The 24,424-nt window shown below is 62.5% G+C and carries 21 protein-coding genes and 2 pseudogenes; 13 read left to right on the forward strand and 10 right to left on the reverse strand.

The genetic code is table 11. The features are described from left to right. Nucleotides 1–11 precede the first annotated feature (11 nt). Both ACE4RL_RS03280 and ACE4RL_RS03285 read right to left on the reverse strand, forming a co-directional pair. Nucleotides 12–788, reverse strand: a complete 777-nt coding sequence (locus tag ACE4RL_RS03280; RefSeq protein WP_375599104.1) for an RraA family protein — start codon at nucleotides 786–788, stop codon at nucleotides 12–14. A gap of 205 nt (nucleotides 789–993) precedes the next feature. Next, nucleotides 994–1,689, reverse strand: a complete 696-nt coding sequence (locus tag ACE4RL_RS03285; protein WP_375599105.1) for a GntR family transcriptional regulator — start codon at nucleotides 1,687–1,689, stop codon at nucleotides 994–996. A 144-nt stretch (nucleotides 1,690–1,833) separates the two neighbouring features. Here ACE4RL_RS03285 and ACE4RL_RS03290 point away from each other — a divergent pair, with 144 nt between their 5' ends. The 3 genes from ACE4RL_RS03290 to ACE4RL_RS03300 are packed head-to-tail and all read left to right on the forward strand — an operon-like array spanning nucleotide 1,834 to nucleotide 5,613. Then, entirely contained in the window at nucleotides 1,834–3,054 is a 1,221-nt protein-coding gene (locus ACE4RL_RS03290) for a CaiB/BaiF CoA transferase family protein (RefSeq protein ID WP_375599106.1), read from the forward strand. Then, a complete protein-coding gene (locus tag ACE4RL_RS03295; protein WP_375599107.1) occupies nucleotides 3,051–3,839 on the forward strand; it encodes an enoyl-CoA hydratase in 789 nt (262 codons plus the stop codon). The genes ACE4RL_RS03290 and ACE4RL_RS03295 overlap by 4 nt, the downstream gene beginning before the upstream one ends. A 16-nt stretch (nucleotides 3,840–3,855) precedes the next feature. Next, nucleotides 3,856–5,613 carry a DUF4038 domain-containing protein gene (locus ACE4RL_RS03300; protein WP_375599108.1) on the forward strand — a complete coding sequence of 586 codons (1,758 nt, stop codon included), beginning with the start codon at nucleotides 3,856–3,858 and terminating at the stop codon, nucleotides 5,611–5,613. Nucleotides 5,614–5,741: 128 nt separating this feature from the next. Here ACE4RL_RS03300 and ACE4RL_RS03305 read toward each other — a convergent pair whose 3' ends face one another. Then, the gene (locus ACE4RL_RS03305) at nucleotides 5,742–6,518 is read right to left on the reverse strand and encodes an RraA family protein (protein ID WP_375599109.1); all 777 of its coding nucleotides are present in this window, start codon (nucleotides 6,516–6,518) and stop codon (nucleotides 5,742–5,744) included. Between the two features lie 26 nt (nucleotides 6,519–6,544). Continuing rightward, complete coding sequence (locus ACE4RL_RS03310; protein ID WP_375600229.1) at nucleotides 6,545–6,985, reverse strand: RpiB/LacA/LacB family sugar-phosphate isomerase; 441 nt, start codon at nucleotides 6,983–6,985, stop codon at nucleotides 6,545–6,547. A 192-nt stretch (nucleotides 6,986–7,177) separates the two neighbouring features. Between ACE4RL_RS03310 and ACE4RL_RS03315 the strand changes: the two genes are divergently transcribed. After that, entirely contained in the window at nucleotides 7,178–7,912 is a 735-nt protein-coding gene (locus ACE4RL_RS03315) for a FadR/GntR family transcriptional regulator (protein WP_375599110.1), read from the forward strand. A 6-nt stretch (nucleotides 7,913–7,918) separates the two neighbouring features. Here the strand turns inward: ACE4RL_RS03315 and ACE4RL_RS03320 are convergent, their stop codons facing one another. Genes ACE4RL_RS03320 through ACE4RL_RS03330 form a run of 3 tightly spaced genes read right to left on the reverse strand, consistent with a single transcriptional unit; the run spans nucleotide 7,919 to nucleotide 11,666 of the window. Continuing rightward, nucleotides 7,919–9,397 carry an NAD-dependent succinate-semialdehyde dehydrogenase gene (locus ACE4RL_RS03320; protein WP_375599111.1) on the reverse strand — a complete coding sequence of 493 codons (1,479 nt, stop codon included), beginning with the start codon at nucleotides 9,395–9,397 and terminating at the stop codon, nucleotides 7,919–7,921. Next, a complete protein-coding gene (locus tag ACE4RL_RS03325; protein WP_375599112.1) occupies nucleotides 9,398–10,651 on the reverse strand; it encodes an iron-containing alcohol dehydrogenase in 1,254 nt (417 codons plus the stop codon). A gap of 4 nt (nucleotides 10,652–10,655) precedes the next feature. After that, the gene (locus ACE4RL_RS03330; RefSeq protein ID WP_375599113.1) at nucleotides 10,656–11,666 is read right to left on the reverse strand and encodes an Ldh family oxidoreductase; all 1,011 of its coding nucleotides are present in this window, start codon (nucleotides 11,664–11,666) and stop codon (nucleotides 10,656–10,658) included. An 80-nt stretch (nucleotides 11,667–11,746) separates the two neighbouring features. On the opposite strand from ACE4RL_RS03330, the gene ACE4RL_RS03335 reads away from it, so the two are divergent. Next, complete coding sequence (locus tag ACE4RL_RS03335) at nucleotides 11,747–12,448, forward strand: GntR family transcriptional regulator (protein WP_375599114.1); 702 nt, start codon at nucleotides 11,747–11,749, stop codon at nucleotides 12,446–12,448. A 427-nt stretch (nucleotides 12,449–12,875) separates the two neighbouring features. Here the strand turns inward: ACE4RL_RS03335 and ACE4RL_RS03340 are convergent. Next, nucleotides 12,876–13,067: pseudogene (locus ACE4RL_RS03340) on the reverse strand (GTP-binding protein); the annotation flags it as partial. Between the two features lie 79 nt (nucleotides 13,068–13,146). Here ACE4RL_RS03340 and ACE4RL_RS03345 point away from each other — a divergent pair. The 4 genes from ACE4RL_RS03345 to panC all read left to right on the forward strand — a co-directional run bounded on the left by ACE4RL_RS03345 (nucleotide 13,147) and on the right by panC (nucleotide 16,703). After that, nucleotides 13,147–13,707, forward strand: coding sequence for a pseudouridine synthase (locus tag ACE4RL_RS03345; RefSeq protein WP_375599115.1), 561 nt, complete (start codon nucleotides 13,147–13,149; stop codon nucleotides 13,705–13,707). A gap of 110 nt (nucleotides 13,708–13,817) precedes the next feature. Next, complete coding sequence (panB, locus tag ACE4RL_RS03350; protein ID WP_375599116.1) at nucleotides 13,818–14,636, forward strand: 3-methyl-2-oxobutanoate hydroxymethyltransferase; 819 nt, start codon at nucleotides 13,818–13,820, stop codon at nucleotides 14,634–14,636. Between the two features lie 4 nt (nucleotides 14,637–14,640). Further along, nucleotides 14,641–15,852: a bifunctional phosphopantothenoylcysteine decarboxylase/phosphopantothenate--cysteine ligase CoaBC gene (gene coaBC / locus ACE4RL_RS03355; RefSeq protein ID WP_375599117.1), complete on the forward strand. Its 1,212-nt coding sequence runs from the start codon at nucleotides 14,641–14,643 to the stop codon at nucleotides 15,850–15,852. Further along, the gene (gene panC, locus ACE4RL_RS03360) at nucleotides 15,849–16,703 is read left to right on the forward strand and encodes a pantoate--beta-alanine ligase (RefSeq protein ID WP_375599118.1); all 855 of its coding nucleotides are present in this window, start codon (nucleotides 15,849–15,851) and stop codon (nucleotides 16,701–16,703) included. Before coaBC ends, panC begins: the two co-directional genes overlap by 4 nt. Here panC and ACE4RL_RS03365 read toward each other — a convergent pair. Together ACE4RL_RS03365 and ACE4RL_RS03370 are read right to left on the reverse strand one after the other, a co-directional pair. Continuing rightward, nucleotides 16,683–17,084: a YciI family protein gene (locus tag ACE4RL_RS03365; RefSeq protein ID WP_375599119.1), complete on the reverse strand. Its 402-nt coding sequence runs from the start codon at nucleotides 17,082–17,084 to the stop codon at nucleotides 16,683–16,685. The genes panC and ACE4RL_RS03365 overlap by 21 nt on opposite strands. A gap of 47 nt (nucleotides 17,085–17,131) precedes the next feature. Continuing rightward, on the reverse strand, nucleotides 17,132–18,007 hold the full coding sequence (locus tag ACE4RL_RS03370; RefSeq protein WP_375599120.1) for an EamA family transporter: 876 nt from the start codon (nucleotides 18,005–18,007) through the stop codon (nucleotides 17,132–17,134). 1,173 nt (nucleotides 18,008–19,180) lie between these two features. Here ACE4RL_RS03370 and ACE4RL_RS03375 point away from each other — a divergent pair. The 4 genes and pseudogenes from ACE4RL_RS03375 to ACE4RL_RS03390 form a co-directional block, all read left to right on the forward strand. After that, nucleotides 19,181–20,242, forward strand: a complete 1,062-nt coding sequence (locus ACE4RL_RS03375) for an aldo/keto reductase (RefSeq protein ID WP_375599121.1) — start codon at nucleotides 19,181–19,183, stop codon at nucleotides 20,240–20,242. Beyond that, nucleotides 20,217–20,918: a fumarylacetoacetate hydrolase family protein gene (locus ACE4RL_RS03380; protein WP_375599122.1), complete on the forward strand. Its 702-nt coding sequence runs from the start codon at nucleotides 20,217–20,219 to the stop codon at nucleotides 20,916–20,918. Before ACE4RL_RS03375 ends, ACE4RL_RS03380 begins: the two co-directional genes overlap by 26 nt. Beyond that, the gene (locus ACE4RL_RS03385) at nucleotides 20,918–22,009 is read left to right on the forward strand and encodes an ATP-dependent RecD-like DNA helicase (RefSeq protein WP_375599123.1); all 1,092 of its coding nucleotides are present in this window, start codon (nucleotides 20,918–20,920) and stop codon (nucleotides 22,007–22,009) included. The genes ACE4RL_RS03380 and ACE4RL_RS03385 overlap by 1 nt, the downstream gene beginning before the upstream one ends. Nucleotides 22,010–22,270: 261 nt before the next feature. Further along, nucleotides 22,271–24,037, forward strand: a pseudogene (locus tag ACE4RL_RS03390) (cation:proton antiporter); the annotation flags it as partial. Nucleotides 24,038–24,424: the final 387 nt, after the last annotated feature.

Genomic DNA, 24,424 nt, shown 5'->3' on the forward strand with positions numbered 1-24,424 from the left:
TGCTCGCGTGCTTAGGCGCCCAAATCCGCGTAGTAGCGGTCGATTGCGTCGGTATCGACTGATTCATCATGTTTGCGGCTGAGCGCATCGTACCGCTTTCGACGCGCATTCATGTCAGCCAGCAGCACAGCCTTGGCATGCAGGGCCACCTGCTTGGCGATCTCAATAGGCACCACGACCAGACCGTCGTCATCACATCCGACAATATCGCCGGGGCGTACCTGAGCACCTCCAATGCCCACGACCGTGTTGAGTTCGACCACCTCGATGCGACCCGGAATGATGGTCCGTCCGCGCTCGCGGCATACCATTGGCGTCTTCTGCATGGTCACCTCACCGGTATCGCGGCAATGCCCATTGGTAACGATACCGACGGCACCATGCGCCTGAAGGGCCAGCACGTTCTCTGAACCGAAAAAGCCCACTTCACTTGAGCTACCGACATCGGTCACCACTACGCTGCCGGGCTTGACGAGATCATTGAGTCCGCGGCCATTATGACCATGGCGATTGAACCAGAGGCCGTGCGCGCCAACAATTTCCTCAGTAGTCTGCAACGGCCACATCGGCTTGTTTGCTGGCACGCAGCGCTGGGTAACTGCGGGGCCCCAGAACTTCATGCCTAGCCAGAGCGGTCGGATTTCCTGGGATACCAAGCCGATATTGAAATAACCCAAGCCATCCATGGCATCCACCACGTCGACCACACGCAGCGGCTCGAAATATTTGCGGATGTGATAGGGGTCCACAGCGTTGCCTTGGGAATCCTTAGGCTCATAGCTCGACATGACAAATCCTCGTTGGCGCGCACTGACGCTGCCTGAAAAATGGAATGATCGTGGAAGGGCTCCTCCCCGTCCGCTAGTATTCTTGTATGCAAGACCGAGTTAAGTCAACGCCTGCTTTCTGCATTTTGCGAGCGGAAATCGTCAAGATGCACGATCCAAACAAGGACCTTAACCTCCTCCGCGCGTGCCAGGCGCTCGCCAGAACCTATTCCGGCGCCTTTTGCAGGAAGGGAAGACTGTTCAAAAAATGCTCACGCGTGAGCTGGGCCAACTGCTTGCCATCGCGAGCCGCAAGCACGGTGAACATCTTGGTGTGCTCAAACAGGGCGCTGGTCCATCGGCCGGTGTCCAAGTTAGCCAGCGCCCTGGCCCGCTCGACGCGCGGTACGAGCGACTGCCATACCGAATGCAGCACCGGATTGGCGGCAATCTCGACCGTTCTCTGGTGAATCTGCTGGTTGATACGCATGTAAGGCGCTCGCTCCTTGCGTGCGTGACAATCGACCATCTCGGCCAACAGTCGCCCAATTTCCGCTATCTCCGCCTCGGTAATGCGCTGACAAGCCAGTTCCGCAGCTAGCCCTTCGACGGCGCCGAAGACCACGAAAAGGTGTTCAAGGTCGGGCGCATGAAGCTGCGACACGACCACGCTCCTATTGGGCAGAAGATCAACCAAACCCTCTGCGGCTAGGGTGCGCAGCGCCTCACGCACGGGAGTGCGGGAGACGCCAAGCTGCTCGCAAAGCTGCAATTCGCGCATGCGGGACCCCGGCGGCAACTCCCCCGACAGTATCATGCTGCGCAGCCGGCCAGCTGCTTCTGTATGCAGTTGACCCTTGCGACGACCCGCAGGCACCGCTCCGTCACCCACAAAGTCAACGATCTCGGCATCTTTATCCATGTTTGCTCGTATGCATCTTCTGCGAAAAAAGCAAGATTGCCCATTTGCCCCCTTGATTTCCCTCAATTCAGAGTCTTGTATGCAAGATTGTGAGGCGACGAAACCCGTGAACGGTCGCGCCTCGTCGTTATGAGGGAGGATCACATGTCGCAAGGCGCCGGATCAGGCACTGCAATTGATGCTTCAGCGCCGCCCCTCACTGGGTTGCGGGTGCTGGATTTGAGCCAGGTTATGGCGGGACCGTTCTGCTGCATGCTCTTGGGCGACATGGGTGCTGACGTTATCAAAGTCGAACCGCCCGGCGTCGGCGACCAGACCCGCAAGTCAATGGGATTCCGTATGAAAGGGGAAGACAGCCCTGGCTTTCTTGCCCTCAATCGGAACAAGCGCAGTATCACGCTTGACCTGAAGACCGAGGCAGGGCAGCGCGTGCTGCATGAACTAGTCAAAACCGCCGACATTCTCGTCGAGAACAGCCGACCAGGCGTGACCAAGAAACTGGGTGCGGACTACCAGACCCTGTCCCGCGTCAATCCGCGACTGATTTATGCCAGCATTTCGGGATTCGGGCAGACGGGACCCTGGTCGCAGCGGCCAGGCTTCGACCTGATCGCCCAAGCTATGGGTGGGGTTATTAGTGCGACGGGCATTCCCGGCGCTGAACCGGTCAAGTCCGGTATCCCCGTTGGCGATCTGGGTGCTGGCATGTTTGCCTGTTACGGCATACTTTCGGCGGTGATCGGCCGCGAGCGCACCGGACGCGGGCAGTATGTGGACAGCTCGCTCCTGGACGCGGCCCTTTCGCTGTCGGTCTGGGAAAGCACCGAATACTGGGCGACCGGCGAGTCGCCTGGTCCCTTAGGAACAGCTAACCGCATGAGCGCGCCGTACCAGGCCTTTGCCGCCTCGGACCGCAATTTTGTAGTCGGCGCTGCCAATCAGAAACTTTGGCTGATTTTCTGCGACGTGATTGGCCGCCCCGAACTTAAGGATGATCCGCGCTACGCCGGCGCAATCGACCGGGTCAAACTACGCAGCGAGCTTGCCGACGAATTGCGCCCCACTTTCCGGACCCGAACTGCGGACGAGTGGGTAGACCTGTTCCTTGCAGCAGGCGTTCCCGCCGGCCCGATTAACGACTATAGCGCGGCACTCGACAACGAGCATGTGCGCCACCGCCAAGCGGTCATTGAGATCGACCACCCCGTCGAGGGGAAATTCAAGGCACTTGGATTTCCGGCCAAGCTGTCCGATACGCCGGCCAGCGTCAGACGCCCGCCACCGCTTCTGGGTCAGCACAATGACGAGATTCTGGCCGAACTCGAGCTGCTTCGGGCAAAGTCGCCGGATGAGGTCTCCCCATGAGCCAAGACAATGAGGAGGGACGGGTTCGCCTGACACGCGATGGCCCCGTCGCCCGGATCGTCTTTGACCGCCCCACCGCCCACAATGCCTTTACCTGGTCGATGTGGCAGGAACTGGATGCGGTTCTTGCCGATGTCAGTGCCATGCCGGACCTACGCGTCGTGACTCTGCGCGGCGCGGGCGGGAAGGCTTTTGTTGCTGGTTCGGATATTTCTCAGTTTCGGGACTTCATAGGCGGACAGGACGGCATCGCCTATGAAGCCAAGATGAACCGCTATTTCGAGCGGCTGCTGGCCGTGCCGGTTCCGACACTCGCCATCATCGACGGATGGGCGGCGGGCGGCGGGCTCAATATTGCGGCCTGTTGCGATCTCCGTGTCGCCAGTCGCCGCGCCAAGTTCGGCAGCCCCATTGCCCGGACCATCGGCAATTGCGTTTCCATGCAGACCTATGCACGCGTGCTGGCCGGATTTGGCGAGGGGCGCGCAAAGCGGATGATGCTCCTGGCGGAGTTCATTGACGCGGAGGAGGCGCACGCCGCCGGGTTTCTGGCGCGCTTGGCGGAGCCCGAAGAGCTTGACGCCGCGGCCGAAGATGTCGTGGCGCGGCTGATCGAGAACGCCCCCATCACCCTGCGGGTCAGCAAGGCCGCCTTTGGCCGCATCATGGCCCGCGACATCGATCCGGCCGATGATCTCATCTCGCTGACCTATGGTAGCGACGACTTCCGCCGGGGTGTCGAGGCTTTCGTCAACAAAACCAAGCCGGAATGGCACGGCCGCTAGGCCGGCGGAGGACATATTGACCAGTGCAGATAGCATCGTGAAGGTCTGGAGCAAGCTCGACCTCGTTTTCACCGCCAACGGCACGTTCGGAAATGCCTATGCCGATGCCCTCCTATGGGTCGATCTGGAGGGCCCGGGATATTCCCGTCGGGTCTACGGCTTCTGGAACGGCGGCAGCGAATGGGTGGTGCGCGTTCTCGCCACGGCGCCGGGAGAATGGCGCTGGACCAGTGGCAGCACGCCGGACGATGGCGGGCTGTCGGGTCAGTCGGGGAGCTTCATTGCCGAACCCTGGGAACCGGAAGCGCTGGAGGAGAACCCGAATCGGCGCGGCATGATCGGTGCCACGGCGAACGGGCGTGGTCTGCAATATGCCGATGGCACGCCCTATTTCCTTCTGGGCGATACCTGGTGGTCCCTGCCCAGCTACCGCTTTCCCCTTGCCGAGGGCGAAGGTCGCACCGGCCCATTGGGTCCGGATGCGACACTCAATGACTACGTTGCCGTGCGCAAGGCACAGGGCTTCAACTGCGTGGGCCTGATCGCGGCGCAGCCGGCCTGGGCCAATGACGGCGCGCCCAACAGCTTGCAGATGGATGATGGCACCTGGGTGCGCGCAGCCTGGAAGCAGCCCGGGACGCAATCGGCCAAGGACATGCACAATGAGGGCGGCAGGCCTTTCGCCTTTCCCGGCAAGGTGCCCGGATTCGAGCAGGTCTTTCCCGACATGGACCGGATCAATCCGGACTACTTCAAGGTGCTCGATCGCAAGATCGACTACCTCAACGCCCAGGGCATCGTGCCCTTCATCGAGTTCTCCCGCCGCGATGCCGGCCAATGCTGGCAAAAATTCCACGACTGGCCGGAATCCTATGCGCGCTATGTGCAATACCTGGTCGCCCGCTACGGCGCGCATATCGCGCTCTTGAGCCCCATCCATTACGACTATTTCGAGCAGACCATTGCTGCCGAAGATTACAATGTGCCCATCAACCTGGCCATCGAGCGCTATGGCAAGCCGCCCTTCGGCAGCCTGCTAACCGCCAATCCCAATCCCTCCACGCTCGTCAATTTCGGGCCGGACAGCTGGGTGGACCTGCATCAATCGGGCAATGTGCGTGAGCACTACACCTACTGGTACCTGACCGAAATTTTCAACGCCGAGCGTAAGCCCGCCATCAATGGCGAGCCCTATTATGCCGGCTTGCACCAGCTCGGACAGCCGTATCCGCTGCGGGTGCCGCCTGATAGCGAAGACGATCGCATCTATGTGCGCTCGGGCCTCTATGGCAGCTTCCTTTCGGGGGGACTGGCCGGCTTCATCTATGGAGCCGAGGGAATCTGGCAGGCGGACACCGAGCCGGAATCCCTTCACAAGATGTGGGACAGCTTCGGCTGGCAGTCAGCGGCCGAAATCCAGCACATCAAGGCCTTTGCCACCATCCACGGGCAGCGCTACCTGGAACTGGAGCCCGATGCGGAACTTGTCGTGCCCAACAAGACCGGCCCGGGTTTCTCATACAAGGGCTGGAGCTACTGCGCCCGCGCTCCCGACCGCTCCTGGTTCATGCTCTATTTCGAAGCTGACGCGCCGATGGAGACGCGATTGCGGGGCGTCGCGGCGGGAGATCGCTATCGGCCGCGCTTCTTTGATCCGCGCCGCGGCGAATGGGGTGAGCCAGGTGAGGCCATCACCGTGCCACGCAGCTCCGTTCTCACCTTGCCAGCCCGTCCGGATACCGGGGACTGGGGGATGATGCTCGAACGGATCTAAATTGGTTTCCTCCCAAGGAAAGAGCGCTGAACCCTGCGGGGTTCGGCGCTCCTTTTTTTCCTTCCTGTCCCACGCCAAGAAAGAGGCGCCCCAGGGGCGCCTCCATTTCCGACCAGTCCGGCTTAGCTCTACTTCTTGCCGAGGCGCTTCATGAAGTCTTCCCGCTGCTTCCTGTAGGGGTGCGGCGGCATGTCGGGGAACATGGACTGGGTCGATTCGTCCGGCGCAATGCCGAGCGCCTCGAACAGCATTGACCGGTCATAGCGGTCATTCTCTGACTCCTGCTTGGCGTAGTATAGCACGTCATCGATGACGTCCTGTGGCACCACGATCGCGCCGTCACCATCCGCCACGACCAGATCACCCGGACGCACCGTGGCACCGCCAATCTCGACCGTCGAATTGGGCTCACCGAATTCGACCCGGCCCTGATACATGGGCTGGACGACCCAGCGGTGCCAGCAGGGCATGGCCTTCTGATAGAGCTGCTCGTCCGTATCGCGGGCCCCGCCATTGGTGAGAACACCTTTGACGCCCCGCGCCGCCCAAACCATGGAATCCATCGAGCCGATAGCCGGTGTCTTCTGCCCCAGCGTGTCAATGACGAGGAAGTCGCCCTCCCCGACCTGCTCGCGGAAATCACCCATGTTCCAGAGCTGGCCATACCAATATTCGTAGGCCCACTTTGTGTAATCTGCCGGCGAAAGTTCCGGAACCCGGATCTGCGTGGGGATATGCTTGTAGGTCTGGGCAAAGCCGGCAGCCTTGGTGCGGTAGAGAGGCCGAATCTCGGGGTCGACCGTACCCACGTGATGCAGCCCCACCCAGTCCATCCCATCACGGATATCGGTCACCCTCAGCTTGGCCACGGTATCCAGAATTTTTTTGCGTTTGTTGGCGTCCATGACACCCTCCCTTTGTTAAATATCGTTCAGGCGCCTCGGGCCCGGTCCATCTCGGCGAGCTTTTCGACGCGGCGGCGGAATTGCGGTTCGCTGCTGAATTCAGCGGCCAGGAAGGCGCGCGTCACATCGGCGGCGATCTGGGGCCCAACGATCCAGGCGCCGATACACAGGACATTAACGTCGTCGTGCTCGACGCATTGGCGGGCCACATAGGTGTCATGGGCGACCGCGGCACGGATCCCTGCGATCTTGTTGGCCGCAATGCAGGCCCCGGCCCCCGTTCCGCAAACCAGCACCACGCGCTCGGCCTTTCCGGTGAGGATCAGGTCTATGGCCGCCCGGGTGACGTCAGGGAAATCGACCGGTTCTTCGGACGTTGCGCCGAGCGAGATGACCTCGTCGCAATGCTGCGCCAGAAGTTCGCGAACAAACCCCTTCATCGGAAAGCCCGCATGGTCGCAGGCCATGCCGATCGCCTTGCGATGGGGAATCGTCAGGCCGGCTGCCGAAAGGGTTTCGCTCATGGGACGTCTCCTCTTTGTCGAAGTGTTCATACCGTGGTATTACCAATTTGACAAGGGAGTCGTTGACCGGATGCGCGGCGGCTTGACAGGGCCCGGACCGGCGCTCATTGCGGAGGGACAATTTTGGGGCACGACATGAATGCAGGGCTGACACGAGCGGGCGAGACCGAAGCACGGGGCTACGAGATGGTCTTCGCCTTTGTGCGCGAGCAATTGCTGTCTGGTCAGCTCAAGGCCGGCGATCGCCTGCTGCCCGAACGGGAACTGGCGACGCGGCTGGGTGTCAGCCGACCCGTAATCCGAGAAGTGCTGCGGGGGCTTGCGGCGATTGGCGTGATCGAAGTCCGCCAAGGATCGGGCAGCGTGGTGCGCCGCCCAGGCTTTAGCGAGCTAGGCGACCTTTTCACCATGATGCTCGCCCAGCAGTCTGAAGTGGTCGAGGACGTTATGGAGGCGCGCATCGCTATCGAGCGCCAGGCCATCCGCCTGGCCTGCTCACGGGCCACGGCTGCCGATCTTCAGCTTTTGCGCCAAGCGCTGCAGCGCATCGAGGAAACCGTGAAGGATCCCGAGATTGGTGGCGACGCGGACTTTGCCTTCCACGCGGCCCTGATCGCGGCTGCGCATGCCCCCACTCTGGCGAGCCTGCATGCGGCAATTGCCGTGCTGCTGCAGCGTTCCCACTTAGAACGGCGCGAACGCATCACCAGTCTGGACGGCATAGATGCCTACCTGATCGAGCACCACCAGCAATTGCTCGACGCCGTTGTGGCACGCGATGCCGATGCGGCCGACCGGCTGCTGATGCAGCATTTCGAGATCGGATCACAATTTCAGCGGCGGGCCGCCGCCGAGAGCGGCCGCGCCTGAAACACGCTACCAGTTCACCGCGATGTATTTTGTTTCGCAGAATTCCAGCATGCCGTGATGGGCACCTTCGCGGCCGAGACCGCTCTGCTTGGTGCCACCGAACGGCGCAGCCGGGTCCGAGGCTAGGCCCCGGTTGAGGCCAACCATGCCGCATTCGATCCTTTCCGAAACGCGCAGGCCGCGCGCGAGATCACCGGTAAAGACATAGGCGATCAGGCCATATTCGGTATCATTGGCGAGTGCGATAGCCTCCTCTTCGGTCTCGAAGGTGGCAATAGGTGCCACCGGCCCGAAAATTTCCTCTCGCACCAGGGTGGCATCCGCCGGCACGCCCGACAGCACTGTAGGCGCCAGATAATAGCCTTCGCCCTCCTGGGCAGAGCCGCCCGCCAATAGAGTGGCCCCCGCCTCCACGGCCTCGTCGATCCAACTGGTGATGCGGGTGACCGCTTCCTTGTTGATCAGCGGGCCGCACTGGGTTGCCGCATCGTAACCCGGTCCGACCTTGAGCGCCTGCATCCGCTTGGCCAGGCCCTTGGAAAATGCTTCGGCTATGCCGTCCTGAACATAGAAGCGATTGGCAGCCGTGCAGGCTTCACCGCCATTGCGCATCTTGGCCAGCATGGCCCCGTCCAGCGCCGTCTCGAGATCGGCGTCGTCGAAGACGATCACGGGCGCATTGCCGCCAAGCTCCATGGAACAGGAGATAACGGTGTCGGCCGCTTCGCGCAGCAGGCGGCGCCCGACCTCGGTGGAGCCGGTGAACGACAGCTTGCGCACGCGCTGGTCATGCAGCATGGCACTGACGGTGGCACCCGCCTTGGCGGTGGTAATGACGTTGACTACCCCGTCGGGCACGCCGGCTTCCTTGTAGATCTCGGCCAGGGCGTAAGCGGTGAGCGGGGTTTCCGTCGCCGGCTTCAACACGCAGGTGCAGCCAGCGGCCAGCGCCGGAGCAATCTTGCGAGTTGCCATGGCCGCCGGAAAGTTCCACGGTGTCACCAGCACCGCGACACCGATCGGCTGGTGCTGAACGAGGATACGATTAGCACCGCTGGGCGCGATGGAGACGTCGCCGTTGAGCCGCACGGCTTCCTCGGAAAACCAGCGGAAAAATTCGGCCGCATAGATCACCTCGCCTTGAGCGTCACTCAGCGCCTTGCCGTTTTCAAGCGAGATCAGTTCTGCCAGCATTTGCTTGCGATCGATCATCAGTTCGAAGCAGCGGCGGATAATTTCACTGCGCTTGCGCGGCGCTGTCGCGGCCCAGCCGGGCAAGGCGTCATGGGCGGCGGCAACGGCCCCAAGCGCATCGTCGACACTGGCATTGGCCACCTGGGAGATCACCTGGCCCGAGGATGGGTCAAACACGTCGATGGGGTCGCCGCCGCGACCTTTGCGCCACGCGCCGCCGATGAACAGGTCAGTGGGAATGCGGTCCGGATCGAAACTCAACCGGCCCTGAATTGGCTTGTGCACGGTCATTCAGATTGCCTCTTGTTCGGATAGGGAATGGCGCAGCATCTCACGGTCGCCACGATAGGCCGCCGCGACCAGCATGGCCATGGACTGTGCATCGAGCGGTCGGGGATTGTTCTTGATCAGTCGCGTCGCGGCCAGTGCCTGTTCGGCCGTCCAGCCCAGCTTGTCCTCGCTCATGCCCAGCGCCTTGATGTTGGGGGGAATGCCAATCTCGGCGAATAGCGCTGCCACGCCGTCAACGGCAGCCGCAGCGCGTTGCGCCTGGGTGAGGCCGTCGACTGGCAGACCCAATGCCGTTGCGATGTCGGCCATGGGAGCCGTCGCCATGGGCTGGTTGAACTCCATGACATAGGGCATCACCGCGGCCACGCCCAGACCATGGGCCGTATGGGTCAGGGCGCCCACCGGGTACTGGATGGCATGGGCAGCGGCGGTGCCGGCGGTGCCGAAGGCCAGGCCGGCGAGCGTGGCACCCAGCATCATGTCGGCCCGCGCCGCGTGATCGGCGCTGTCGCGAACCGCCCTGCTAAGACTGCCGCCGATCAGGCGGATTGCTTCGAGCGCATAGAGGTCGCTCAGGACATTCTTGCCCAGGAACACATGCTCGTGGACGGTGACCCCGGTCGGCACACGCCGCGCCGTGGTGAACGCTTCGATCGCATGGGTCAGGGCATCTGCCCCCGAAACGGCGGTCAGGCCCGGCGGGCAGCCATAGGTCAGTTCCGGATCGCAGATGGCGGTATGGGGAATAAGGTATGGACTGGCGATCCCGACCTTGACCGCCCGGTTCTTGTCCGAGACCACGGCCACGGGGGTGACTTCGGAGCCAGTCCCCGCCGTGGTCGGCAGGGCGATCAGAGGCAGGACGGGACCGGGAACCTTGTACTCTCCATAATAGTCGGCGATCTCGCCGCCATGGGCGAGCAACAGGGCAATGATCTTGGCGGCATCCATGCAACTGCCACCCCCGACACCGATGATGAGGTCGGCGCCTGCGGCCCGTCCGGCGTCTACCCCTGCTGCCAGGCACGCGGCCGGCAGTTCCGGCAGCGTGCCGCTGAACACCGATACGGCAAGCCCTGCTGCCTCGACGCCCTGGCGCATTTCGGCAAATGCCGGCTCGCCCGCCATTCGCTCGTCGGTGACCAACAGGGCCGACTTCCCGTGTGCCTTGGCATAGTTCGGCAGGGCAACGCGCTGGCCGGCCCCGAACACCAGATTGTACGGCGCCCGGACGACGCCAAATTGTCTGTCCATGTCGCTAGTCTCCCTTTATTCCGGCCTGCTTCGCCAGACGCTGCAGATCGGCCCATACGCGGTCCGCCAGCGGAATACCGTTGCGCAGCCGCTCCATACGGCAGGCGCGCCCGCGTTCACCCGGGATCAGCACCCGCTCAAAGCCATCTGCCGGCTCGGCATCGCGCAGTTGCGCAAGATATTCGGCCAGCATCGCATTGGGACCATCGATGACGATAAACAGGTCGCCCTTGTTGCATAGGGCATGAGAATCGAGGGTTCCGCGCACCTCGCGCCCCAGCGCCGCGCCGGTCAGACTCGACGTCAGGAGCCCGAAGGCCAGGCCCAGGGCATAGCCCTTGGCGCCGCCAAAGGGCGCAAGCGCGCCTGACTTTGCGGCCTGCGCATCGGTGGTCGGGTCACCTTTTTCATCCAGCGCCCAACCCGGCTGGAGGGGCGCGCCGCGATTGGCATGGTCATGGACTTCGCCCATGGAGACGATGCTGGTGGCCGTGTCCATCACAAAAGGCTCTGCCTCGGTCGGTACGCCGATGGCGACGGGATTGGTGCCAAGCAGGGCCTGCCGCCCGCCCCAGGGATGAACAAGTGCTTCGCTGGTCGAGAACACCAGCGCGGTCTGGCCTGCCTTTGCAAGCCGCTCCGCATAGAAGCCCAGCATGCCGATGTGATTGGAATTGCGCACCGCCGCCAGGGCTATGCCGGTCTGGCGGGCCCGCTCGGAAATCAACGTCAGCGCCCGGTCGGCGACTACCGGACCGAGACCCTTCAGCCCATCGACCGAAAGGAAAGCCTCGCGCCGCCATTCGTGTGCGCCACTTGTCCCGGGATCGATGACGCCATTGCCGATGCGCTCGACAATACGCAGCAGCCGCAACAGGCCATGCGAGGGCACGCCGCGCAGTTCGGCCTCCAGCAACAGCGCGGTCTGCAGCGCCGAATGCCCCTTGGGCACACCTGCGTGCTGCAGAATGCCTGAGCTCATTCGGCACAAAAGATCGGCATCAAAGCGCGGCATTCAAAATCCTATAGGATATTTGATCTAGCCGCATTCTGGTGCTAGGCTTGCTTCACTGTCAAGCTGAGGTTCCCCGCAATATGAACTCGCTGGTCGGCATTAAGCGTCCGGGCGCACTGGCCGAAGAGGTCTATTCCCGCCTCTACGATCAACTCATGACACAGGGCATCGCCTCTGGCGCCAAGCTGTCGGTCGATGGCTTGGCGCGCGCACTTGATGTATCGCAGACGCCGGTTCGCGAAGCTCTGGCACGTCTCGAAGCGCAGGGCCTTGTGGTCAAAGTTCATCTGGTCGGCTATCGGGTCGCCCCGCCCATGGACCGGGCCCGGCTCGACCAAATCTATGAACTGCGCCTGCTCACCGAACCGCGCCTTGCGACGCTTGCGGCCGAGCGGATCAGCGCTGGGGCGCGAGACGAGCTTCTATCCGCGGCGAAACAGATGGAGGCTGAGAGCACCGCCCATACACCAGAGGCCTATGCCCGCTTTTCCAGACTGGACGAGGCCTTTCATCGCCAGATTGCCGCTGCAAGCGGCAATGGCGTCATCGCGGACGCACTGGCTGCGCTCCATGTCCACGTGCATCTGTTCCGTCTCTCGCAGCCACGCACGGTGATTGCAGACGCAATAGTCGAGCATCTTACGATCGTTCAGGCCATTGTGGCCAGGGACGCAAGGGCGGCCGAAAACGCGATGCGGGATCATATAGTCAGATCGCGCCGTCGTTTCGCAGAGGAAGGGTCGCGACACGACGACGCTGAAGACGGAAGAAGTCCGCTTTAGTTACTCGCGTGCCGAGAGTTGCCGGTCCGGTAGCGGCCCCAACTCAGCCTTTGAAACCTACAACTTGCCGTTGCTATTGAGACGCAACATTGGTACACAACCTCATATTGGCGCTGTTCAAAAAGCGCAGAATTCCAGCACTTTTTGTTCGCATTGGTAGAGTCCCTCTCTCTCCGCCATTCACACTCCATTGATTTCATTGAATATTCGACGTTTCGGGCGGGAATTGTACCCGGCGATGTAGCCGAGGCGGTCATGCCCCTTACAGCGCGTTCCAGCGGCTGGCGATTCCAGATCAGAATTCGGCGTTCCCTGAGCCATGTTTTGGCTCTGTGCCGATCAGGCTCAGCATCGGGCCCTTGCCAAAGCGCCCAGCGCTGCGCGGGGTGCCTTTGCGGCTGGTCATGCCGAGAGCACGGCAGCTCTGCTAAGCCGCCTGCCAGTTCGGAAATGGGTCCGGCAGCCTTGTCCAGTCCTCAGGAGTGAACTGGCGAGCCGGGATCAAGCAGGCATCGAGCTCGCGGCGGATGGTTGCTTCGTCCATCGGGTCCATGCCGATAAAAACCAGTTCCTGACGGCGGTCGCCCCAGATCGGATCGAGGTAGGGCGACATGGCAGTCCGCCAATCAATACGTTGACTTTGGTCTCCATGGCCGCCATGCCGGGCTGGGCAAGCTTGCTCGTGTTTTCTGGTTCCGATGGCGCGCCTCATTCTGTTCAACAAGCCCTACGGGGTGCTGTCGCAATTCACCGGGGGTGGCCCCGGGGAGACGCTGGCCGATTTCGTCCCGGTAAAGGGGGTATATCCGGCCGGGCGATTGGACAAGGATAGCGAGGGCCTGCTGCTGCTTACCGATGACGGCAGGCTGCAGGCGCAAATCTCATCGCCCAAGTTCAACAAGGAAAAGACCTATCTGGTGCAGGTGGAGGGCGAGCCCAACGAAGAGGCGCTCGCGCAGTTGCGCAAAGGGGTGACGCTCAAAGACGGGCCCACGCGACCAGCCGGGGTTGCGTTGATCGACCCGCCGGAACTCTGGCCGCGCGACCCGCCGGTGCGGTTTCGCAAGAGCGTGCCCGATCACTGGCTGTCCGTGATCATAACCGAGGGACGCAACCGGCAGGTGCGGCGGATGACGGCGGCAGTAGGATTGCCGACACTACGGCTGGTGCGCTGGCGCGTTGCGGACTGGACGCTGGAGGGCCTTGCGCCGGGACGGTGGCGCGAGGTCCGGGCCAGCTCGGCGGTGCCGCGGCGCTAGCTGCCGAACGCATAGCACCAATGAAGGGCTGGTACGGCGCTTCGGATTGCCCTATTTCCTCGCCAAAGGCCGGACCATATCGGTCCCGGCAGGGTTGGAGGATCGCTGTCATGTCAGCCCAGACCCCCTCGAAGCGCCTGACCACTCGCGACATCGCCGCCATGCGACAGCGCGGCGAGACCGTGGCCATGCTCACCGCCTATGACGCCACAATGGCCGCGCTGGTCGATATGGCCGGCGCCGACATGATCCTTATCGGCGACAGCCTGGGCAATGTGGTCCTCGGCTACGACTCCACACTGCCGGTGACGCTCGATGACATGATCCGCCATGCCGCTGCCGTCAAACGTGGTGCGAAGCGGGCCCTGCTGGTGTGCGACCTGCCTTTCGGCGCAGTGACCGATCCGCAGACGGCCCTGGTCAACGCCGTGCGGGTACTCAAGGAAACCGGGGTCGAGGCGGTCAAGATCGAGGGTGGCCTCAGTATGGTTCCGACGGTTGAGCGGCTGGTGGCGCATGGCGTCGCGGTGGTCGGCCATATTGGCCTGACGCCCCAGCATGTGCACCAGATGGGTGGCTATTACATGCATGGCAAGGACGAGGCCTCGGCCAGGCGCCTGCGCGAGGAGGCCAAGGCGCTTGAGGCCGCGGGTGCCTTTGCCATCGTGCTCGAATGCGTCACCCCGGCGCTGGCTGCCGAGATTACCCATAGCCTCACCATCCCGACTATCGGCATCGGCTCGGGCAAGGATTGTGCCGGCCAGGTGCTGGTCATCAACGATCTGATCGGGCTCAACATTACTCCGCCCCCCAGCTTCGCCAGGCCACGGGCCGATGTGGCCTCCGTGATCCGTACGGCCGTGGCCGAATACGTCGCCGAGACCAAGGCCGAGCGTGGACCCATCCCGCTTGTGCTGAGAGCCGACTGACGTCATGGCCAATGTTCTGATCGCCGTTTCCGGCTCGATTTCCGCCTACAAGATCGCCGATGTCGTCAGCGAGCTGGGCAAGGCGGGACATCAGGTCCAATGCATCCTGACCAAGAGCGCCAGGGAGTTCGTGTCGCCACTGGTGCTCGAGACCCTCAGCGGGCGCAGGGTGCGGTCCGAGCAGTTCGGGCCCGATGTTTCAGGGACGGAGCATATCGATTTTGCGCGGTGGGCGGATTTGATGGTTTTTGCGCCGGCGAGTGCGAACATGCTGGCACGATTGGCTTTAGGGCTGGCCGATGATCTGCCCTCCACAGTGGCGCTGGCGACCGAGGCGCCGCTGCTGATTGCCCCGGCGATGAATACCGTGATGTGGGAAAAACCCATTGTGCAGCAGCACCTTGCAACGCTGATCGAGCGCGGCGCGACGGTGGTGGAACCCGCTTCGGGGCTGCTGGCCTGTGGCGAGGTGGGGATGGGCAAGCTGGCGCCGGTGGCGAGCATTGTTGCAGCCATCGAGGCGGCGTTGCGCGCAGAGGGGGGCCAGGACCTCCGGGATGAACGGGTTTTGATCACGGCCGGTCCCACCATCACGGCCATCGATGCGGTGCGTTATATCACCAATCATTCCACCGGCCGCATGGGTGCGGCCATGGCCGAGGAAGCGCTGCGGCGCGGCGCGGTGGTGGATTATGTGCTGGGTGTCGACAAGGGCGTTGTCCGCCCCAAGCCGCCGCGCGGGTCGGAGGGCCGGTTGCACCTGGTTGAGGTGCGGACCGCCGAGGAAATGGCTCGTGCGGCTCTCGACCGACTGGCCGGGGCGACGGGCGTCGTCGCAACGGCTGCGGTGATGGATTATGCGGTCGCCGCACCATCAGCCAGCAAGCTCAAGCGCGCATCGGACGCTATCGCGCTCGATCTGGTCCCCTCGACCGATGTGCTGGGCAGCCTCAAGCAGGCGGCCAATGGCCAGTGGTTCCTTGGCTTTGCCGCCGAGACCGACAATGTCGAAGAGCATGGTGCGGGCAAGCTCAAGGCCAAGGGGCTTGATTTTCTTTTTGCCAATGAAGTCAGCAAGCTGGGCGCAGAAGGGCAAACTGGCTTTGCGGTGGGCACCAATGCGGGCGTGCTGCTCTCAGCCAAGGGCGCGCGGCACGAACTGGCGCTGGGCAGCAAGGCCGAGATCGCCCGGCAGATCTGGGACATCATCGCATGACAATCATTTTGCGCGACAAGGCGGCGTTGCGGGCCTGGCGGCTTGCTATGGCCCCGAGCCAGCGGGTTGGTTTCGTGCCGACCATGGGGGCGCTGCATCAGGGGCATATGAGCCTGTTGGCCCAGGCGCGCGAGGCGGCAGAGGTCACCATCGCCTCGATCTTTGTCAACCCGCTGCAGTTCGGGCCGAACGAAGACCTTTCGCGCTATCCGCGCCCCATCGAGGCCGATATCGAAAAGCTCGAAGCAGCAGGGGTGGATGCGCTGTTCCTGCCATCGGTCGAGGACATGTACCCCGAGGGTGCCTCGACCTTCGTGGAGGAAACCCTGGTCTCGGGGCCGCTGTGCGGCGCCATGCGGCCAGGACATTTCCGGGGCGTCACCACGGTGGTGCTCAAGCTCTTCAACCTGGTGCAGCCCCATGTGGCGGTGTTCGGGCAGAAGGATGCGCAGCAATGTGCTGTGATCGAGCGCATGGTGCGCGATCTTAACGTGCCGGTCACCATTGTGCGTGGGCCGATCGTGCGCGAAGCCGACGGATTGGCGCTAAGTTCGCGCAATGTCTATCTCTCGGCAGAGGACCGGGCGGCAGCGCCGTTGCTCCATAAGAGCCTGCAAGCGGTCGCAGCCGCCCATGCGGCTGGTGAGCATGATGCGGCCGCGCTGGCCGCAATCGGCCTTGCCGTGCTGGCGCAGTCGGAGCGCATCAAGGTGCAATATTGGGAGGTGCGGGACCCGGAGAGCCTCGGGGCCATCACCACAGTGGGTGCACGCGGGGCTCTCCTGGCCGTTGCCGCGCATCTGGGCACGACACGGTTGATCGATAATCTCCTACTCGGCAGCGACGCTTAGCAGTTCGGTGCTTTTGAGCTTGTTGTCGCCAAAGAAGCGCAGCGGCCGGATTTCATAGGAGCCGGGACCGGGATTGGCCTTGGCCAGCTCGCGGGCAAAGTCCAGTGCTTCGTCCATGGTTTCGCAATCGGCGACATAAAAGCCGAGAAATTGTTCCTTGGTCTCGGCGAAGGGGCCGTCGAACACGGTGGGTTCACCATTGGATTTGCGAAGCGTCCTGGCTTCGCCGGTGTTCCAGAGGCGTACCACGGGGCCGAGCTTGCCCTTGCTGGCCATGCCGGACTGCACATCCATCAGGCGCGCCATGCAGGCGTCGTCCTCCTCCTGGGTCCAGGTGGAAACGACATTTTCCTCATTGTAGCAAAGGATGGCGTAGAGCATTTTTCCGACCTCTTACTTGTAGCGGCAGGGACTATGCTCCTGTCAGTTCAGGATTCCAAGACCTCGGGCGACGGGACCCGGCGGGCAATAGTGAGCGTGGCGCCGATCGAGGCGATGATGATGGCCGCCATGCCCGCAACCTGGCCCATGGTCAGCACCTCGCCCAGGATGACGAGGCCCGAAAGGGCGGCAAAGGCTGGCTGCCCGCTCATCAGAATACCAAACAGGCGCGATGGAATATGGGGCAGGGCAACCATGTCGAGGGCATAAGGTATGGCGCTGGACATGAGCGCAACCGCCAAACCCAGCGGCAGGAGCGCCGGATCGAGCAGGCTGGCGCCCGCAGTGGCCACGCCGAAGGGGACGGCGATGAGGGCGGCCGTGCCGACACCGAGCGCGGCTATATGGGCCCCGCCACCTGTTCCCGCGCGCTGGCCAAAGACGATGTAGCCCGCCCAGCAGGCCCCGGCACACAGGGCCAGCACGACACCGATCGGGGAAATGTCCCCGCCGGTCTGGGTCCAGGGCAGCAAGAGGGCAAAGCCCGAAACGGCCAGCACGATCCAGAGAAAATCGACCAGCTTGCGCGCGCCGAACAGCGCCACGGCCAGCGGCCCGGTAAACTCGAGCGCCACGGCAATGCCCAGGGGAATGTGTTCGAGCGCGGCGTAGAAAAAGAGGTTCATGGCGCCCATTGCCCCGCCATAGAGCAGGACGGCGCGCCATTGCTTTGGGCCCAATTTGTAGCGCCAGGGGCGGAAGACGGCGATCAGCACCAAAGCCGCGAGCGTCAGCCGCAGCGCGGTGGCGCCACCTGCGCCCACCAGCGGAAACAACATCTTGGCGAAGCTGGCCCCGGTCTGGGTAAAAACCATGCCCAGGGTGACGAGCAGGACGGGGAGGAGGAGGGAGTTGGGCCGCACGGGAAGGCTTTCGGGGCAGGGCAGGTTGGGTCCAAACGGTGTCGCCGTGTGGCTTATACCGGCTGTTTCCCGCGGTGGCGTGGCAACTTACAATTGTTATTCTGGTAGCCAAGTAAGTTGAGCGGATCCCGGATCCATAAATGCTTCCATGACCTTGTTCGCTTCATTGTGCTGGAAAGTCTCGACGGGCAATTGTACTCCTCCGAGAGGAGTCGGCCACAGCTTGATTAGACTTGGGAGGCGCTCGAACTTAAGCGTTTTGGCAGGCCGACCACGATAATGCGACGATGAGCAGACAAACACCAGTTCCCCTACCTTCAAAAGGGTTACTTGTGCATTGCATACACCGGTCGGCGAAGAATTTGGCTCAATTAGCTCGGCGCCCCTATGCCAGAACGCCCGACCCTTCCCAAAATGCCACGCGTAGGGTTCGCTTCCAATTTGACCGGCGAAGATACGCCATGATGCTGGCGGGAGGCCACTCTCCATAAGATGACGGCGATCGTCTGCGGAGATACTAACCATCGGTGGATCGGCATAATCAACAACCATGGTGGTCATCGTCGCCCACGCACTGAGTACTCGACCCGTGGCCCGAAATATCCGCTTTCTATTCCCGGATATCAGTGGTTCAAGCAGCGGTCGCGCGTCGCACTGGAGCTTGCTCATCCAGCCGTTGTTACATCGACCACACACAATACGGAGATGTGCGTTTTCAACCTTGGACCTTTTCAGATGGCCCAAGCCGTCGAAATTCATCCGGCCATCCCAACTTGTTCGGGTGACTCGGTGTGACTGATTATCCGACGGAAGGTGGTCCCTAAGCCATTGCGGGAATAAGTGCTCTTTGGTTAGGCCTATGTTGCCGCAGAACACACACCGACCTTGCTGCTTCAATGCCATCAGCGCCAGCCCTCACGACGATTCAAAGTAGATCAGAAGGTTACGCTATGGAAGTGTCCTGCAAAGGGTTTACACCCTAACTACCCGCCAAAGTCGGGTCGGCACGCAGGACATCGCGTTGGCAGCACGCTGCTAACAGCGACCGCGTTTGACCAGTCTGCTGTGACGGGCCAAATGCATGTGCGGCTGTGGCTCGACAGCGCACTCCCCAATTGACCCCCACCCCCACCCCCCTTTAGTCCTATTGGCACCGGAACAAAGGAGGAATCCATGGAATACCGCTATCTCGGACGCTCAGGATTGAAAGTTTCGGTCCTGACCATGGGGACCATGACCTTTGGCGGATCGGAAAAAATCGGCAATACCAGTCCGGCGGATGCGGCCCGCCAAGTGGATATGTGCCTGGATGCCGGGATCAATCTCTATGATACGGCCAATGTCTATAATGCCGGTGTGTCGGAAGAAATTCTGGGCGATGTGCTCAAAGAGAACGGGCGGCGGCAAAAGGCGCTGGTGGCCACCAAGGTACGCTTTCCCATGGGCCAGGGCCCCAATGAGGCGGGGCTTTCGCGCCATCACATCATCGAGCAGTGCAAGGCGAGCCTTAAACGCCTCAAGACCGATGTGATCGATCTTTACCAGGTGCATGAATGGGACGGGATGACGCCCATCGAGGAGACCATGGAGGCGCTGGACATCCTCGTCCGCCACGGGCATGTGCGCTATATCGGCTGCTCCAATTATTCGGGCTGGCACATCATGAAGGCGCTGGCTTCGGCCGATCAGCGGCACAATGCGCGCTTTGTCTCCCAGCAGATCCACTATTCGCTGCATAGCCGCGACGCCGAATATGAGCTGGTGCCGATCTCGCAGGACCAGGGGCTGGGCATGCTGATCTGGTCGCCGCTGGCCGGTGGCCTCCTGTCGGGCAAATATCGTCGCGACAGCGAGCCGGAGAGCGGGCGGCATGTTGGCGGTTTCCGCGAGCCGCCGGTTTATGACTGGGACAAGCTCTACAATGTCATCGACGTCATCGTGGCCATCGCGCAGGAGCGTGGCGTTTCCGGCGCGCAGGTGGCGTTGCGCTGGCTGCTGGGGCGGCCGGGCGTCACCTCGGTGATCATTGGCGGGCGCAATGAGAAGCAGTTTGCCGACAATATCGCGACGGCGGACTTTGCGCTTTCCGATGAGGAGCAGGCCCGGCTCGAGGCAGTGAGCCGCCCACCGCTGCTTTATCCGTATTGGCACCAGTCCTTTACGGCACAGGATCGGCTGGGCAAGGTCGATCTTGACCTGATCGGGCCCTATGCCGAGGAGTTCAAGCGTGGGTGATCTGGTTTTTGCAGCGCCGCCGTCCGTGCTGGTGCCGGTGCAGGGTGGCGGGTTTTTCCCGGTGCGGCGCATCTATTGTGTGGGGCGCAATTATGCCGAGCATGCAAGGGAAATGGGCCATGATGGCCGGGAACCGCCGTTCTTTTTCGACAAGCCGGCCGACGCCGTGGTGATCGATGGTGCGCCCATTGCCTATCCGCCGCAGACAGCCGATCTGCACCACGAAATCGAACTGGTGGTGGCGATTGGCAGGGATGGGGCGGCAATTGGCGAACATGAAGCACTCGACCATGTCTATGGCTATGCAGCCGGGCTCGACATGACGCGGCGCGATCTGCAGGCCGAGGCCAAGAAGGCCGGCCGTCCCTGGACCATGGCCAAGGGGTTCGACCAATCGGCGCCCATTGGCACCATTGCGCCGGCAAGCGCGATTGGCCATCCGGCAAGCGGGGCGATCGGCCTGTCAGTCAATGGGGCCGAGCGGCAACGCGGCGATCTCGGCGACCAGATCTGGAGCGTGCCAGAAACCATTGCCTTTCTCAGCCGCCTGGTGACGCTGAGGGCTGGCGATCTGATCATGACCGGCACCCCTTCCGGGGTCGGCGCGGTGCGACGGCGGGATGTGCTCGAAGGCAGCATTGCGGGCGTGGGGACTGTTTCGACGGTGATCGCCTGATGCCGCCGGTCTGGTCGCCGCAACAGGATGCGGCTCTGGTTGCGGTGTCGGCCTGGCTGAAGGACAAACAAGGCCCGCAGGTGTTTCGCCTGTTCGGCTGGGCGGGCACCGGCAAATCGACGCTGGCCGTGCATCTGGCGCAGGATGTGCGCTCGGTGAAATATGCGGCCTTTACCGGCAAGGCGGCCATGGTTATGCGCAAGCGGGGCTGCAAGGGCGCGCAGACCATACACAGCCTGATCTATACGCTGGTCAGCGAAAAGGAGGGCGAGCCGCGCTTTGTGCTCGACCCGGAAAGCCCGGCGGCCGATGCTGATCTCATCGTCATCGACGAAGTGTCCATGGTGGATGAGCAACTGGGTGCCGACCTTTTGAGCTTCGGGGTGAAGGTGCTGGTGCTGGGTGATCCGTTCCAATTGCCGCCGGTACAGGGGGCTGGTTTCTTCATCAATACCGAGCCCGACATCATGCTGACCGAAATCCATCGGCAGGCGGCAGACAACCCGATCATCCAGCTCTCCATGGCGGTGCGCGAAGGGGGCTATCTCGAACATGGCCGCTATGGCGAGTCGCTGGTGGTGGGGCGCGACAAGGTGGACCGTGATGCGGTGCTGGAAGCCGACCAGGTGCTGGTGGGCCGCAACAAGACGCGGCTGACCTATAATGACCGCTTACGCGAATTGAAGGGCCTGCCGTTCCACGAGCCGGTGGTTGGCGACCGAATGGTGTGCCTGCGGAATAACCCTAGAAAACGCCTGCTCAATGGGCAGATCTGGATCGTCACCGATGCGACGCGGCGCTCGAACGGGAAATGGAGCCTGCTGCTGGCCGATGACGAGGGCAAGGGCGAGGCGCGGGTATTGACCCACAAGGCATTCTTTTCGGGCGAGGAAGATGCCATGAGTTGGCCCGAGCGGCGCCAGTTCGACGAGTTCACCTTCGGCTATTGCCTCACGGTCCACAAGGCGCAGGGCAGCCAGTGGGACAATGTGTATCTGTTCGACGAGAGCTTCGTATTCCGCGAGGAGCGGGCGCGCTGGCTCTATACCGGGATCACGCGTGCGGCAGAGAAGATCACGATTGTGAGCTGAGGGGCGGTCCGCGCGTCGGATGCATGGCTCCGGCGGAGCCATTCAAGCCCCGAAGGCCATGAGAGCTATGCTCGAATGGCGGTGTCTAATCTTGATTTTGCCAAGCGCCGAGTCAAAGTTCGACCATACTTGACCTGATCTATAGAGCTTGGCGCGTGACCTGTCCGATGGCTGATATGGCATTGGCAGGGAAAGCTTGCGCGACCGGCAAAAAATACTCCATTGTTTCTATCGACATAGCCTCGCGCCCCGGAGACGTTCATGTATCATGATACCCCCCTGATCTCAACGGTCGTCGCGGGTCTGGTGCTGGCCTATATTTTCGGCATGGTGGCCAACCGGCTGCGCATGCCGCCGCTGGTGGGCTATCTGTTCGCCGGCATTATCGTGGGCCCCTTTACGCCGGGCTTCGTGGCGGATCAGGAACTGGCCCTGGAACTGGCAGAGTTGGGGGTGATCCTCCTCATGTTCGGCGTGGGCCTGCATTTTTCCCTCAAAGACCTGATGAGCGTCCGGGCGCTGGCCATTCCCGGCGCCATGGTGCAGATCGGCTTTGCAACACTACTGGGTGCCGGGCTCGGCCTCTTGCTGGGCTGGAGCCTTTTCGGGTCGATCCTGTTTGGCCTGGCCCTGTCGGTAGCGTCCACCGTGGTGCTGCTCAAGGCGCTGCAGGATAGGCGCCTGGTTGAAAGCGAGCGTGGCCGCGTTGCGGTGGGCTGGCTGATTGTTGAAGACCTGGCGATGGTCCTGGCGCTGGTCATGGTGCCGGCCATTGCCAGCATCAATGGCGCAGAGGGATTGCACGATCCCTTTGTGTCCTTCGTGACCCGGCTGCTTGGCATCGATATCGGCATCTGGGGCATTCTGGGCCTGACCGTGCTCAAGGTCGCGGCTTTTGTCGGCTTCATGCTGGTGGTGGGTCGACGGGTCATCCCCTGGGCGTTGCATGGCACTGCCCACACCGGAAGCCGCGAGCTGTTCCGGCTCGCCGTGCTGGCCATTGCGCTGGGCGTTGCCCTGGGGTCATCGGTACTGTTTGGCGTGTCGCTGGCCTTGGGCGCCTTCTTTGCTGGCATGATCCTGTCTGAAAGCGAGCTGTCGCACCGTGCGGCACAGGAAACCCTGCCGCTGCGCGATGCCTTTGCGGTGCTGTTCTTTGTCTCGGTGGGCATGCTGTTTGACCCCACCATCATCGTCACCCAGCCGCTTCTGGTTCTGGCGACAGTATTCATCATTGTCGTTGGCAAGTCGCTTGCCGCGTTCTGGATCGTGGTGTTGTTCAAGCGACCTGTCTCCACCGCTTTGACCATCTCAGCGTCGCTGGCACAAATCGGCGAATTCTCCTTTATTCTTGCCAGCATGGGCGTGGCGCTGGCCATTCTGCCGCCCGAGGGACAGGACCTTATTCTGGCCGGCGCACTGATTTCCATCGTGCTCAATCCAGTGGTATTCTTCGTGCTCGATCTGATCAAGCCGCGGCTGGAAGCCCGGGTCGCGGCACGCCGCGGGGACGCCGCAGAGCCGGTGTCCGCCGTGCGGATGGAGCCCTCCAGGGCAGCCGCGGGCCCGGCTACAACCGACATCCCCAGGGAGGGTGCGGTGGATCGCGGCGCCCACGGGGCTGATGATGACACTGGCGAACCTTCGCAGCAGACCGGTCATACGGTGCTGGTGGGCTATGGCCAGGTCGGTCGTATCGTTGCAGCCGGCATCAAGGCCGACGGGGGTGGGCTGGTGGTGATCGAGGATTCTGACCATGACGTGGCTGCGGCACGGGCCGAGGGTTTTGAGGTTGTATTTGGCAATGCCGCCAGCGAAGACGTGCTCAAGCTGGCCAATCTGGGGGCGGCCAAGGCGCTGCTCGTTGCCATTTCCAACGGCTTTGAGGCGGGGACGGTGTGCGAGAGCGGGCGCAAGCTCAACCCCGGGATCGCCATTATCAGCCGGGCTTATTCCGAAGAGGAAGAAAGCTTTCTGCGCAATTTGGGCGCCACCACGATCATTCGTGGTGAGCAGGAAATCGGCCGGGGCATTCTGGCCTATCTGCGCAGCGATGCCAGCGGCAAAGGGCCGGGCGACGACATGCCCGATGACGCAAAGCTGCCCACGGCCGAAAACATCCTGGCCAATGCAGCCATCGGTGCGGCCCTGACGGAAGCGGCGCTGAGCGAAGGAACTTCTGAGGCCGCGCCGGCGGAGGATGGCGCGACTGGAGGGCCTGGGGCAGACGATGGCACGGCCGCACCGGCGGAGATTGCTGTTGTCGAAGCGACACTGGACGAGGCCGCAGCCTTGCCGATCGAGGGCACGCAAACGCCGCCGGAGAGTGCAGAGGATGCTGTGCCCCCTGCGGTGATCGAACCGATTGTCGAAACTCCCCTTGTGGGCGAGGCCCCGGCTGAGATCGATGAGGTC

Origin of the sequence: Devosia polycyclovorans (genome assembly GCF_042181575.1) — a bacterium.
Taxonomy (GTDB): Bacteria; Pseudomonadota; Alphaproteobacteria; order Rhizobiales; family Devosiaceae; genus Devosia; species Devosia polycyclovorans.

Excerpts from the sequence above, each read along its gene's own strand:
- ACE4RL_RS03305 (WP_375599109.1), bottom strand. The coding sequence starts at position 6,518 with ATGGACGCCAACAAACGCAAAAAAATTCTGGATACCGTGGCCAAGCTG.
- ACE4RL_RS03290 (WP_375599106.1), top strand. The coding sequence starts at position 1,834 with ATGTCGCAAGGCGCCGGATCAGGCACTGCAATTGATGCTTCAGCGCCG.
- panC (WP_375599118.1), top strand. The coding sequence starts at position 15,849 with ATGACAATCATTTTGCGCGACAAGGCGGCGTTGCGGGCCTGGCGGCTT.
- ACE4RL_RS03385 (WP_375599123.1), top strand. The coding sequence starts at position 20,918 with ATGCCGCCGGTCTGGTCGCCGCAACAGGATGCGGCTCTGGTTGCGGTG.
- panB (WP_375599116.1), top strand. The coding sequence starts at position 13,818 with ATGTCAGCCCAGACCCCCTCGAAGCGCCTGACCACTCGCGACATCGCC.
- coaBC (WP_375599117.1), top strand. The coding sequence starts at position 14,641 with ATGGCCAATGTTCTGATCGCCGTTTCCGGCTCGATTTCCGCCTACAAG.
- ACE4RL_RS03380 (WP_375599122.1), top strand. The coding sequence starts at position 20,217 with ATGCCGAGGAGTTCAAGCGTGGGTGATCTGGTTTTTGCAGCGCCGCCG.
- ACE4RL_RS03335 (WP_375599114.1), top strand. The coding sequence starts at position 11,747 with ATGAACTCGCTGGTCGGCATTAAGCGTCCGGGCGCACTGGCCGAAGAG.
- ACE4RL_RS03295 (WP_375599107.1), top strand. The coding sequence starts at position 3,051 with ATGAGCCAAGACAATGAGGAGGGACGGGTTCGCCTGACACGCGATGGC.
- ACE4RL_RS03345 (WP_375599115.1), top strand. The coding sequence starts at position 13,147 with ATGGCGCGCCTCATTCTGTTCAACAAGCCCTACGGGGTGCTGTCGCAA.
- ACE4RL_RS03330 (WP_375599113.1), bottom strand. The coding sequence starts at position 11,666 with ATGCCGCGCTTTGATGCCGATCTTTTGTGCCGAATGAGCTCAGGCATT.
- ACE4RL_RS03320 (WP_375599111.1), bottom strand. The coding sequence starts at position 9,397 with ATGACCGTGCACAAGCCAATTCAGGGCCGGTTGAGTTTCGATCCGGAC.
- ACE4RL_RS03280 (WP_375599104.1), bottom strand. The coding sequence starts at position 788 with ATGTCGAGCTATGAGCCTAAGGATTCCCAAGGCAACGCTGTGGACCCC.
- ACE4RL_RS03365 (WP_375599119.1), bottom strand. The coding sequence starts at position 17,084 with ATGCTCTACGCCATCCTTTGCTACAATGAGGAAAATGTCGTTTCCACC.
- ACE4RL_RS03315 (WP_375599110.1), top strand. The coding sequence starts at position 7,178 with ATGAATGCAGGGCTGACACGAGCGGGCGAGACCGAAGCACGGGGCTAC.
- ACE4RL_RS03325 (WP_375599112.1), bottom strand. The coding sequence starts at position 10,651 with ATGGACAGACAATTTGGCGTCGTCCGGGCGCCGTACAATCTGGTGTTC.
- ACE4RL_RS03310 (WP_375600229.1), bottom strand. The coding sequence starts at position 6,985 with ATGGCCTGCGACCATGCGGGCTTTCCGATGAAGGGGTTTGTTCGCGAA.
- ACE4RL_RS03375 (WP_375599121.1), top strand. The coding sequence starts at position 19,181 with ATGGAATACCGCTATCTCGGACGCTCAGGATTGAAAGTTTCGGTCCTG.
- ACE4RL_RS03285 (WP_375599105.1), bottom strand. The coding sequence starts at position 1,689 with ATGGATAAAGATGCCGAGATCGTTGACTTTGTGGGTGACGGAGCGGTG.